The organism is Gracilibacillus ureilyticus (genome assembly GCF_900111195.1).
Classification (GTDB): Bacteria; Bacillota; Bacilli; order Bacillales; family Amphibacillaceae; genus Gracilibacillus; species Gracilibacillus ureilyticus.
Window position 1 is genome coordinate 497,754 of sequence record NZ_FOGL01000001.1, and the last position, 12,246, is coordinate 509,999.

General features: G+C 40.0%; 11 protein-coding genes. All 11 read right to left on the minus strand.

Going from position 1 to position 12,246, the window contains the following annotated elements:
- Window positions 1–15: 15 nt before the first annotated feature.
- The 11 genes from rpsU to lepA all read right to left on the minus strand — a co-directional run bounded on the left by rpsU (window position 16) and on the right by lepA (window position 12,226).
- Window positions 16–192 carry a 30S ribosomal protein S21 gene (rpsU, locus tag BMW36_RS02605; RefSeq protein WP_018931586.1) on the minus strand — a complete coding sequence of 59 codons (177 nt, stop codon included), beginning with the start codon at window positions 190–192 and terminating at the stop codon, window positions 16–18.
- 118 nt (window positions 193–310) lie between these two features.
- Complete coding sequence (gene deoC / locus BMW36_RS02610) at window positions 311–985, minus strand: deoxyribose-phosphate aldolase (protein ID WP_089738660.1); 675 nt, start codon at window positions 983–985, stop codon at window positions 311–313.
- 185 nt (window positions 986–1,170) lie between these two features.
- Window positions 1,171–2,508, minus strand: coding sequence for a tRNA (N(6)-L-threonylcarbamoyladenosine(37)-C(2))-methylthiotransferase MtaB (gene mtaB / locus BMW36_RS02615; protein ID WP_089738662.1), 1,338 nt, complete (start codon window positions 2,506–2,508; stop codon window positions 1,171–1,173).
- 4 nt (window positions 2,509–2,512) lie between these two features.
- On the minus strand, window positions 2,513–3,265 hold the full coding sequence (locus BMW36_RS02620; RefSeq protein ID WP_089738664.1) for a 16S rRNA (uracil(1498)-N(3))-methyltransferase: 753 nt from the start codon (window positions 3,263–3,265) through the stop codon (window positions 2,513–2,515).
- Window positions 3,266–3,268: 3 nt separating this feature from the next.
- On the minus strand, window positions 3,269–4,219 hold the full coding sequence (prmA, locus tag BMW36_RS02625; protein ID WP_089738667.1) for a 50S ribosomal protein L11 methyltransferase: 951 nt from the start codon (window positions 4,217–4,219) through the stop codon (window positions 3,269–3,271).
- 33 nt (window positions 4,220–4,252) lie between these two features.
- A complete protein-coding gene (gene dnaJ, locus BMW36_RS02630) occupies window positions 4,253–5,368 on the minus strand; it encodes a molecular chaperone DnaJ (protein WP_089738881.1) in 1,116 nt (371 codons plus the stop codon).
- 171 nt (window positions 5,369–5,539) lie between these two features.
- Window positions 5,540–7,369: a molecular chaperone DnaK gene (dnaK, locus tag BMW36_RS02635; RefSeq protein WP_089738669.1), complete on the minus strand. Its 1,830-nt coding sequence runs from the start codon at window positions 7,367–7,369 to the stop codon at window positions 5,540–5,542.
- A 32-nt stretch (window positions 7,370–7,401) separates the two neighbouring features.
- A complete protein-coding gene (gene grpE, locus BMW36_RS02640; RefSeq protein ID WP_089738670.1) occupies window positions 7,402–7,977 on the minus strand; it encodes a nucleotide exchange factor GrpE in 576 nt (191 codons plus the stop codon).
- A 120-nt stretch (window positions 7,978–8,097) separates the two neighbouring features.
- On the minus strand, window positions 8,098–9,120 hold the full coding sequence (gene hrcA / locus BMW36_RS02645) for a heat-inducible transcriptional repressor HrcA (protein WP_089738672.1): 1,023 nt from the start codon (window positions 9,118–9,120) through the stop codon (window positions 8,098–8,100).
- A 77-nt stretch (window positions 9,121–9,197) separates the two neighbouring features.
- On the minus strand, window positions 9,198–10,355 hold the full coding sequence (hemW, locus tag BMW36_RS02650; RefSeq protein WP_089738674.1) for a radical SAM family heme chaperone HemW: 1,158 nt from the start codon (window positions 10,353–10,355) through the stop codon (window positions 9,198–9,200).
- Between the two features lie 56 nt (window positions 10,356–10,411).
- Entirely contained in the window at window positions 10,412–12,226 is a 1,815-nt protein-coding gene (gene lepA, locus BMW36_RS02655; RefSeq protein ID WP_245711555.1) for a translation elongation factor 4, read from the minus strand.
- Between the last annotated feature and the right edge of the window lie 20 nt (window positions 12,227–12,246).

A 12,246-nucleotide genomic window follows, 5' to 3' on the forward strand; every position in this document is an offset into this window, starting at 1 on the left:
TTTATTACACCCTCTTTAAAATTTACGCTTTCTAGCTGCCTCAGATTTCTTCTTACGGCGAACACTAGGTTTCTCATAAAATTCACGCTTGCGATATTCAGATAATGTACCAGACTTCGATACACTACGTTTAAAGCGACGAAGAGCATCTTCAAGTGACTCGTTTTTACGAACGCGAGTTGTGTTAGACATGCTAATTTCCCTCCCTCCGAAGCATACAACAAAATTAATCTGACATATGTAACCATACATATGTCTCCATGCAATTATAATATACGAATTATTCTAGGTCAACTGTTTTATGCATACTTTAATAATCCGTGTCAGATTTTAATCCATTGAGGATTGCAACACCTGCACTTGCACCGATTCTTGTCGCACCTGCAGCCATCATCTTTTCCATCGTTTCCAGGTCTTTTACCCCACCTGAAGCTTTTACTTCCATGGTATCTCCTACTGTGTCTGACATTAATTGAACATCAGCTGCAGTGGCACCACCACCTGCAAATCCCGTAGAAGTTTTTACAAAGTGGGCACCTGCGTTTTTAGCCAGACGACAAGCACGGACTTTTTCTTCATCTGTCAGCAGAGTCGTTTCAATGATTACTTTGACAATTGCCTTGTTACCAGCAGCGTTGACAACACTTCTGATGTCATTTTCTACATAATCATCTTCACCACTTTTCAGTGAACCAACAGCAATAACCATATCAACCTCTGTGGCCCCATCCTGTATTGCCTGCTTTGTTTCAAACGCTTTCGCTTCTGAAGAGGTGGCACCTAAAGGAAACCCAATAACTGTACAAACTTTTACCTTTGTGTCTTTTAACACACTATATGCATGTTTCACCCACTGTGGATTGATACATACTGATGCAAATTCATACTCTTTTGCTTCAGCTAAGAGCTGATCGATTTGCTCCTTAGTTGCCTCAGGTTTTAATAAAGTATGGTCAATCGCTTTTGCTATATCCTGTTTATCCATCACTTGCACTCCTTTTGATTAATAATTATTACAAGAATAGCATGATTGAAAACAGATATGAAATAATTAAAATTCTCATGAACGATCAAGGAACTTAATGTTCATGAGAATTGTTTAAGTCATGCATTCTGTTATTTACTGAAAAATTTTAGGATCAGACACTGGTATGCCGGCATCGCCCTTTATCACACCTGCAATGCCATGTCGTCCATAACCCGGACAAATTTACCCTGATTATAAGGATAGCCAGCTTTCGTAACTTTTACACGAACGATTTCGCCAATCATATCCTGTGTTCCCTCGAATTTCACTTTCAAATAATTATCTGAATATCCGACTAACATGTTCGGATTCTCTTCATCCGCAGTTTCTTCAGGAATCACTTCAATTACCTGATCTTCAAATTGTTTTGCATAGGTTAATGCTTGTTCATTGGAAAGATCAATTAATTGCTGTACTCGTTTGTTTTTTACATCTTCGTCGACCTGATTCTCCATTCTCGCAGCTGGTGTTCCTGTTCTTCTTGAGAATGGGAACACATGTAATTCAGAGTAGCCGATCTCTTTAATAAACTGTACCGTTTCCTTGAATTCTTCCTCTGTCTCACCAGGGAAGCCGACAATTACGTCAGAAGTAATCGCAAGGTTAGGCAAAGCGCGTTGAATTTTTTCCACACGTTTACGGTAAAAGTCTGTTGAATACTTGCGGCGCATCCGTTCCAGAACCGTATCAGACCCAGCTTGCAGCGGGATATGGAGGTGGGGAACTACTTTCCTGGACTGGTCCAGTACTTCAATTACCTCATCCGTAATCTGGCTTGCTTCAATGGATGAGATACGGATTCGTTTTAATCCGTCTATCTTTGATTCCAGATCTCTCAGTAATTGAGCAAAATTATAATCTTTCATGTCTTCTCCGTATCCTGCAGTGTGAATTCCTGTCAGGACGATTTCCTTATAACCTGCATCAACTAATTGCTGTGCCTGTTTCAGTACATTTTCGGGTTCTCTTGAACGCAATAAGCCTCTCGACCATGGAATAATACAGAATGTGCAGAAATTATTACATCCTTCCTGTATTTTCAGCGAAGCACGTGTACGGTCGGTAAATGCAGGGACATCCATTTCTTCAAATACACGGTTTTTCATAATATTGGAAACACCATTAATCGGCTGACGGTGTTCCTGATGTTCTTCAATATATTGAATCATTTTGCCGCGGTCCTGTGTACCGACAACAATATCCACACCAGGGATCTCCATGATTTCTCCAGGCGATGTCTGGGCATAGCACCCTGTAACACAAACTATACCTTCCGGATTACTTCTAATCGCACGGCGTATAACCTGGCGGCTTTTTTTATCACCAGTATTTGTAACGGTACAAGTATTAACAACATACACATCTGCATGGTGATCGAAATCTACCCGGTCATAACCTTCATTTTTAAATTTCTGCCAAATACCTTCTGTTTCATAATGATTTACTTTACAGCCTAATGTATGAAATGCAACTGTAGGCATTTGATCACCTCATTTCTTCAAAATAATAAGATAAGCTTGACAGGACATATAGCGGTGCTGTTTCTGTCCGTAGAATTCTCGGTCCCAGTCTCACCGGATGAAAGGAGGCAGCTTTTAGTTGCCCGGCTTCCTTTTCAGAAAATCCACCTTCAGGTCCAATACAGAAAAACACACGATCTCCTTCCCTGATCTGGGAGAAATAATCATGTAATTTATTACTTTTCTGATCTCTCGCTTCCTCTTCATACGCAAAAAACTTCCAGTCATATGTTTGGCTCTCTTCTAAGAGAGCAGAAAAGGAAAGCACTCCGTCTACTGATGGAATTTGATTACGATGCGCCTGTTCACTCGCTTCTTTCACAATCTTTTCCCATCTGCCAATTTTTTTATTTACTTTTTTTGCGTCCCATTTTACAACAGACCTCTCTGCCTGATAAGTAATGATACGGGAAGCGCCTAATTCTGTTGATTTTTGTAAAATAAATTCCCACTTGTCACCTTTCGGCAAACCTTGGGCAATTGTCACACTAATTGGCGATTCAGTTTTGCTGTCAAGCCATTCTGCTACTTCTGCAGTAACCTGCCCATCTTCTACATTCAGGATGGTACAATGTGCGACATTGCCATTCGGATGATTACAGAGGATTTCCTCACCTGCATCCATACGCATAACGTTCACAATATGATGAAAATCGTCCCCTGTGATTACTAACTGGTCACCATGCCAATTACCTTCCTCTATAAAATACCGCTGCATTGCCTACCTACTTTCTCCTGGCTTTTTCGCAATAATCGATATCCAATCTTCCATTTGATTGACTTCCAGAATGTCAAAACCAGCCTCTTCCAGACGGTCTTTCACAAGCTGTTTCTTTGCCTGGATTATTCCTGATGTGATAAATAGTCCTCCAGGTTTCAACAGCCGGTATGCATCCTTCTCAAAGCGCAAAATAATCTCTGCAAGAATATTTGCAACAATGACATCTGGAGATGTATCTACATTATTCAACAAATTATTCTGTTTGACAACTACTTGTTTATCAACCTTGTTTACCTTTGTATTCAGCTTAGTGCTTTGAACTGCCACTTCATCAAGGTCGTAAGCATATACTTTACTTGCACCCAGCATTACTGAAGCAATACTGAGGACACCTGATCCGCAGCCTACATCAATTACCAGATCATCCTGTTCTAGCAATCTTTCTAATGCCTGCATACTGAGTACAGTAGTAGGATGTGTTCCTGTACCAAAAGCCATTCCCGGATCTAATTCTATGATGAGTTCATCTGTGGAAACAGGCTTGTAATCCTCCCAAGTTGGTGTGATGGTGATTTTTTCGGAAATTTTTACTGGCTTATAATACTTCTTCCATGCGGTAGCCCACTCTTCTTCATTAACTTCACTAAGTGTTATCTTATTCAAACCGAGATCAATATCGTACAGCAATAAATTATTGATCGCCTGTTTGATCTCTGAAACCGTCTCTCCTAGAAAACTATTAACAGGAAGGTATGCTTTCAGCCGCACACCTTCCTCCGGATAGTCTTCCGGGTTTAGTTCATAGATTTCTCCAAATGGTGCCTCCCGTTCTGCAAACAGATCTTGCTGGTCTTCAATAACGACACCACTTGCACCAGCCTCATGGATGATATTAGAGATCGGTTCAATTGCCTCATTGGTTGTATAAATACAAAGCTCTGTCCACTTCAACCAGATCAACTCACTTTTTTAATATTTTATCAGTTACTCGCCTTTAAACGCCCGTTTCACACGCTGAAAAAATGAATCCTCATGTTCATCTGTTGGCTGATTTCCGCTAATATCATTAAATTCACGTAATAATTCTTTCTGTCTTTCTGTAAGATTCTGCGGGGTGATAACACGTATCTTAATGTGCTGATCTCCCTGACCGTATCCTCTAACATTTGGTGCACCTTTCCCTTTCAAACGGAAAGTTTTACCTGTTTGAGTACCTGCAGGTATTTTTAATTTCACTTTACCATGCAATGTAGGGACTTCTATTTCATCACCGAGTGCAGCCTGTGCAAATGTTATTGGCATTTCACAGTAAATATTGTCTCCATCTCTTTGATAGAATTCGTGTGTTCTCACCTGGATTACGACATATAAATCACCAGCTGGTCCACCATTCACCCCTGGCTCTCCCTGACCTGATACACGAATTTGCTGTCCATCATCTATCCCTGCCGGAATGCTAACATGTATTTTCTTTCTCTTGGTGACTTTTCCGTCGCCTCCACATGTCGAACATTTATCTGTTATAATCTTTCCAGTTCCTTGACAGTGATGGCAGACTCTCCGGTTTACTACACGACCGAATGGTGTATTTTGTTCCACATTTAATTGACCTGAGCCATTACAGTGACTGCATGTTTTTGGTGTGGTACCAGGTTTGGCACCATCTCCATGACATGTGGAGCACGTTTCCTCTTTCGGTATATGAATATCTGTTTCCTTACCAAAAATTGCTTCCTCAAAATTCAATGTCATCGTGTATTGTAAATCATTTCCCTGTCTCGGGGCATTAGGGTCCCTGCGGCCGCCACCGCCGAAGAACATGTCAAAAATGTCACCAAAACCACCAAAGTCCTGAGCACCGCCACCAAAACCTTGGCTTTGCGGGCCTGCATGGCCAAATTGATCATATTGCTGTCTCTTTTGGTCATTGCTTAATACTTCATAAGCTTCTTTGACTTCTTTAAACTTCTGGTCAGTACCCTCTTCTTTATTTACGTCGGGATGATATTTTCTTGCTAGCTTACGGTATGCTTTTTTTATCTCGTCTTTCGAAGCACCTTTTGACACTCCAAGCACTTCATAATAATCTCGTTTACTCACTGACAAATCACGCTCCCGGTCATTTATTGCATAAGACTAATAATAACACTCCATCACGACACTTAGCAAACATATAATCAATATTTCCGTACAGTATTTCTCATACATGGAAAGAGTCAAAGTCAGTGTATCGACTTTGACTCTTGTGAAATAAAACGAAAGCTGGTGTGATTATTTTTTATCTTCGTCATCTACTTCTTCATAATCGGCGTCTACTACATCATCATTAGTATCTGCAGCTTGATCACCTTGTTGCTGCTGAGCTTGCTGTTGTGCCTGCTCATAAAGTTTTACAGTTAATGCCTGCACTTGTTCTTCTAAAGCTTCTTTTTTCGCTTTAATTTCATCCAGGTCATTTCCTTCTAACGCCTTTTTCAATTCGTCTTTGGCAGATTCTGCTTTTTGTTTTTCCTCATCAGAAACTTTGTCACCAAGATCTTTTATCGTTTTGTCTGTCTGGAACACTAACTGGTCTGCTTCGTTGCGCAGTTCGATTTCTTCACGGCGTTTTTTATCTGCTTCCGCATTTTCTTCCGCATCTTTTACCATTTTCTCTACTTCTTCATCAGAAAGACCTGAAGAAGATTTAATGGTAATGGATTGTTCTTTATTTGTTCCCAAGTCTTTGGCGCGGACATTTACAATCCCGTTTGCATCAATATCAAATGATACTTCAATTTGCGGTACTCCGCGTGGTGCCGGCGGAATATCTGTTAATTGGAAGCGGCCAAGTGTTTTATTGTCTGCAGCCATCTCACGTTCCCCTTGCAATACGTGAATATCAACCGCTGTCTGATTATCTGCAGCTGTTGAGAATACTTGAGAATGACTTGTCGGGATTGTTGTATTGCGTTCAATTAACTTCGTTGTTACGCCACCCATTGTTTCGATACCTAAAGATAATGGAGTTACGTCTAAAAGCACAACGTCTTTCACGTCACCCTGAAGTACCCCGCCTTGGATTGCAGCACCAAGCGCTACTACTTCATCCGGATTAACCCCTTTAGAAGGATCCTGACCGACTTCTTTCTTAATCGCTTCCTGAACTGCCGGTATTCGAGTAGAACCACCGACTAAGATAACTTTATCAATATCGCTAGCAGAAAGATCTGCATCACGTAAAGCCTGGCGAGTTGGTCCCATTGTACGCTCAACAAGATCTGAGGAAAGCTCATCAAATTTAGCACGGCTGATGTTCATTTCCAAGTGGAGCGGGCCTGCATCTCCAGCTGTAATAAATGGTAAAGATACTTGTGTTTGAGTAACACCGGAAAGATCTTTTTTCGCTTTTTCTGCAGCATCTTTTAGTCGTTGAAGAGCCATGTTATCCTGAGATAAATCAATACCATTCTCTTTCTTGAATTCTGCAACCATATAATCGATTAGTACCTGGTCAAAGTCATCTCCACCTAAACGGTTATCACCAGCTGTTGAGACTACTTCAAACGTTCCTTCTCCGATATCAAGGATGGAAACATCAAATGTACCACCTCCAAGATCATAAACAAGTACTGTTTGATCCTGATCTGCCTTATCAATACCATATGCAAGTGCAGCTGCAGTTGGTTCATTAATAATACGTTCTACTTCAAGTCCTGCGATTTTACCTGCATCTTTTGTTGCCTGGCGTTCTGCATCATTAAAATAAGCAGGAACTGTAATTACTGCTTTATCTACCGTATCACCTAAATAATCTTCTGCATATGATTTAAGATGCTGTAAAATGATGGCAGAGATCTCCTGAGGAGTGTATTCTTTCCCTTCGATCTCTACTTTATAATCTGTACCCATGTGACGTTTAATTGATTGGATTGTATTCGGGTTTGTAATTGCCTGCCGTTTTGCTACTTCTCCAATTTGACGTTCACCATTTTTAAAAGAAACAACTGATGGTGTTGTGCGATTACCTTCCGGATTCGGGATTACTTTCGCTTCTCCACCTTCCATTACAGCAACACATGAATTCGTTGTACCTAAATCAATACCGATAATTTTTCCCATTTGAACATCCTCCTTCACATACTCTTATGTAATTATTGATTTACTTTCACCATTGCCGGTCTGATTACTCTGTCTTTTAACTGGTAACCTTTTTGCAATGTTTCTACAATCTGATTCGATTCATAACCTTCTTCTTCCACTTGCATTACAGCCTGGTGAAGATTCGGATCAAACATTTCCTTATCTGTTGCAATTTCTGTGACACCTTCATTTTCCATTACTGTCTTCAATTGACGGTAAACCATTTCAAGGCCTTCTACAACACTTTTTGCCTGTTTATCTTCAATTTCCACTTGTAATGCACGTTCAAAATTATCCAGAACAGGAAGTAATTCAGTAACAATTACCTGTGATTTATATTTCAAATCAGCTTCTTTTTCTTTTCTTGTACGTTTTCTGAAGTTATCATATTCTGCCTGTACTCTGAGAAGACGATCCTGAAGCTGGTCTCTTTCCTCTTGAAGCTTGTTAACAGTTTCGTTATCTTTATTGTTTTCCTGATCTTCATTAACGATTTCTTCCTCTGTTACAAGTTCTTGCTCAGCATCTGTCACTGTCTCTTCTTCGGTATTATTCATTTCATCCTTGTTTACATCTTTCTCTTCCATTTCTGTCACCTCCTAATTAGAAACCATTCAATAGCTAAACATAATCCTGAAAAAATAGCAACCAAAAACACCAGGGCAAAATGAGAGAAGAGTACAGTGAAACCATACCCTTTCCCCTCATTAATACCACGTATTAAATGTTCTTGATAATTGTTTTGATAAGACATTTAATAAAGATATTACTCTGGAATATTCCATTCTCGTCGGTCCCAGAAGTGCAATTGTGCCCATCTGCTCCCCGCCAAGGGTATAAGTAGCAGTGATCAGGCTGCAGTCCTGCATTTCATCCAGTTCATTTTCCTGACCGATCGAGACTTTTATTCCTTTGCCAGAGGTTCGCAATACATTTGCCATCTCATCCTCTTTTTCCATGACAGAATACAAGGATTGAATCTTCTCAACGTCGTTAAACTCTGGTTGCAATAATATATTGGTTTTTCCATCCATATACAGTTTTACAGGTTTATGCTCCATTAATGCTGCTTTTAAATATGCATAAGTTTTCTCAAAATCATTACTGTACTGCTGAAGTAACTGAGCCACTTCACCATACAGTTTCTCCTGCAAGTGAATAATCGGTACACCGACAAGGCGTCTGTTTAATATATTCACAAGCTTTTCCAGATCACCTGTCTGCATAGTGTTCGGTATTGTAAAATAACGGTGCTCTACATGGCCCGTATTTGTTACAAGAATTGCCACTGCAGCCTGATCGGAAAGACTAATGATCTGAATCTGCTTTAACGTTGTTTTGAATACTTCTGGTCCCAGAATGATCGAAGTATAGTTTGTCATGTCTGACAATATTCTCGCAGATTTCTGGACAACTTTTTCAAATTCAATCAGTTCTTTCTCGAAAGCCTTGGCAATTACAGACATTTCTTTATTTGATAAATGAAACGGGGACAGCAGATGATCTACATAAAACCGGTACCCTTTCTCTGAAGGAACACGGCCAGAAGATGTATGTGTCTTTTCAATGAAGCCCAAATCTTCCAAGTCTGCCATTTCATTCCGGATAGTCGCAGGACTAAAACTAATTTGCTCTTTTTTAGCAATCGCCCTTGACCCTATTGGCTGTGCAGTTTGGATGAATTCATCAATAATAACCTGTAAAACCTGAATTTGCCTATCTGTAAGCATCGATGATCACCTCTGTTAGCACTCTTAAACATTGAGTGCTAAATCTAATTATAAATTATCAAATCCTTATAAAAATGTCAATCGAGAAACTTCAATTGTTTTTCATCAATTAAAAACGCCTGGAAAACTTCATTTCCAAACGGTTTCCCTTCTTCTGTAAGTCGGATAAACCCTTCATCCCATTCAATCCATCCTTTTTGACTTAATGATTCAAGATCTTCTTTATAGAGTCGTTCGATGGAAAGGTTATATTTACGCTCAAACTGGCTCAGGGAGACACCTTCACTTTTTCTTAACCCGAGGAAAAGTTCTTCTTCTATCTGCTCCTTCTTGCCGATCTCCTCAACATGCAATACAGGTTTCCCGGTCTGTACAGCTTTTTCCACATATGCCGGATGTGGCCGGACATTAACGACCCGTTTTCCTGGCAGGTATGCATGCGATCCTGCTCCAAAGCCATAATAATAGTCATTATTCCAGTATGTTAAGTTATGCTTACTTTCATATCCGGGTTTAGCAAAATTGCTGATTTCATATTGTAAGATACCTTGCTTGTTCATCTCTTTGCGCAAATACTCATACATATCTGCTTCCACTTCTTCAGGCGGTTTCGTTATTGTACCCTTTTTATAGCGCTGATAGAATATTGTTTTCGGTTCGATCTGCAGAGAATATGCCGAATAATGCGGCAAATCAAACTGCAGAGCTTCTTCAAGTGTTTTGCTGAACTGCTCAAATGTCTGACTCGGCAGACTGTACATCAGGTCAATACTTATGTTAGTCAATCCAATCTGAGTAAGATCATTAATGTTTTGATAGACATCTTTGACACGGTGTAATCTCCCAAGACGCTCTAGCATGTCGTCATTAAAATCTTGTACACCCATAGAAATTCTATTCACACCATGGTCTTTTAAGATTTTAATTTTTTCTTTTGACAAGTCTCCCGGATTTGCTTCAAACGTATATTCATCAACATAATTGGTATCAAAATATTGAGCAATCATTGAGACAAGCTGCAATAATTGCCGTTCATTTAAAGCGGTCGGTGTTCCGCCGCCAACAAAGATAGTTTTCATTTTTTGTTTCGGTTCTGTAATAGTTGTTTTTATCTCGTTTTCCAATGCTGCTAAATAATCATCTGCCATTTTTTCTTCATAAAAAAATTTAGTGAAGTCGCAGTAGTGACAGATTTTCTCACAAAAAGGTATGTGAATATATGCAGATGTTATCATTTTCTTCCCCCTTCACTCTATGGCAAAACCCTTGCCAAATGACAAGGGTTGAGAGTTTATTCATCATCCATTTTAAGCACTGCCATAAATGCTTCCTGCGGGACTTCGACAGAGCCGACCATTTTCATTCTCTTCTTACCTTCTTTTTGCTTCTCGAGCAATTTCCGTTTACGGGAAATGTCCCCGCCGTAACACTTGCTTAATACGTTTTTACGCATTGCTTTAATATTCGTTCTTGCTACAATTTTATTACCGATAGCTGCCTGGATTGGCACTTCAAATTGCTGTCTCGGAATTAATGTTTTTAATTTATCTGCTATTTGCTTTCCACGTTCGAAGGCAAAATCGCGGTGAACGATAAATGACAGGGCATCAATTGTATCACCATTTAGCAGAATATCCATTTTGACAAGGTTCGATGCTTTATAGCCAATCATTTCATAGTCGAAAGAAGCATAACCTTTTGTTTGTGATTTTAACTGGTCAAAGAAGTCATAAACAATTTCGGATAACGGGATTTCGTATACGACATTCACACGATTCTCATCAAGATAATCCATGTTAATAAATTCGCCGCGTTTTTTCTGACAAATTTCCATAACTGGACCGACGAAATCATTAGGGACCATAACAGATGCCTTCACATATGGTTCCTGCACTTCTTTAATTGACTGGTTATCCGGCATAAAGGACGGATTATCAATTGTCAGTTCTTCCTCATCTGTTTTGACTACTTTGTAAATAACACTTGGTGCAGTTGTGATAAGATCAATACCAAACTCACGCTCAATTCGTTCCTGAATAATTTCCATGTGAAGCAGTCCCAAGAACCCGCAGCGGAAGCCGAAGCCTAATGCCTGGGAAGTCTCCGCTTCATATTGCAGGGAGGAATCATTCAGTTCCAGCCGCTCCAACGCCTCTCTCAAGTCATTATATTTGTCGGCATCCACTGGATACAAACCACAGAATACCATTGGATTTAGTTTACGGTAACCAGGCAGTGCCTCTTCAGCAGGCCTGTTAGCCAATGTGATGGTATCCCCTACCCTAGTATCGCCCACATTTTTTATCGAAGCTGTTAAGTATCCTACATCACCAACCGTTAGCATATCCTGCTTGACCGGCTTTGGATTAAATACACCAACTTCGTTTACTTCAAATTCTTTTCCTGTCGCCATCATGCGGATTTTATCGCCGACTTTAACTGAACCTTCTTTTATACAAACATATGCCACAACCCCGCGATATGGGTCATATAAAGAGTCAAAAATGAGAGCTTTTAACGGATCATCCGCGTTCCCTGCAGGGGCAGGAATCCGCTCCACGATCTGTTCTAAAATATCTTCAATCCCGATTCCGGATTTGGCGCTTGCTAAAATCGCCTCATCGCCATCAATGCCGATAACATCAGTAATTTCCTTTTTCACACGTTCGGGGTCTGCACTTGGCAAGTCGATTTTATTAATAACTGGTATGATTTCCAAATCGTTATCAAGTGCGAGATAGACATTCGCAAGTGTTTGTGCTTCAATTCCCTGGGCTGCATCCACTACCAGTATTGCGCCTTCACATGCTGCAAGGCTTCGTGACACTTCATATGTAAAATCGACGTGTCCCGGCGTATCAATTAAATGGAATAAATATTCGTCATCCTCTTCCCGCTCGTATTTTAACTGAACAGCGTTAAGTTTAATTGTTATGCCGCGCTCACGTTCCAGATCCATTGCATCTAAAAATTGCTCTTTCATTTCACGAGCTGTCAGTGCTTTCGTTTTTTCTAATATACGGTCAGCTAATGTAGACTTTCCATGATCAATATGTGCTATAATTGAAAAGTTTCGTACCTTACTTTGATTTCTTATGTTCGTCAATGTCATTCAACTCCTATGTG

What these genes read in the sequence shown, in the direction of transcription:
- rpsU (WP_018931586.1), bottom strand. Translation starts at nt 192, where the DNA reads ATGTCTAACACAACTCGCGTTCGTAAAAACGAGTCACTTGAAGATGCT.
- deoC (WP_089738660.1), bottom strand. Translation starts at nt 985, where the DNA reads ATGGATAAACAGGATATAGCAAAAGCGATTGACCATACTTTATTAAAA.
- mtaB (WP_089738662.1), bottom strand. Translation starts at nt 2,508, where the DNA reads ATGCCTACAGTTGCATTTCATACATTAGGCTGTAAAGTAAATCATTAT.
- BMW36_RS02620 (WP_089738664.1), bottom strand. Translation starts at nt 3,265, where the DNA reads ATGCAGCGGTATTTTATAGAGGAAGGTAATTGGCATGGTGACCAGTTA.
- dnaK (WP_089738669.1), bottom strand. Translation starts at nt 7,369, where the DNA reads ATGGGAAAAATTATCGGTATTGATTTAGGTACAACGAATTCATGTGTT.
- grpE (WP_089738670.1), bottom strand. Translation starts at nt 7,977, where the DNA reads ATGGAAGAGAAAGATGTAAACAAGGATGAAATGAATAATACCGAAGAA.
- hrcA (WP_089738672.1), bottom strand. Translation starts at nt 9,120, where the DNA reads ATGCTTACAGATAGGCAAATTCAGGTTTTACAGGTTATTATTGATGAA.
- hemW (WP_089738674.1), bottom strand. Translation starts at nt 10,355, where the DNA reads ATGATAACATCTGCATATATTCACATACCTTTTTGTGAGAAAATCTGT.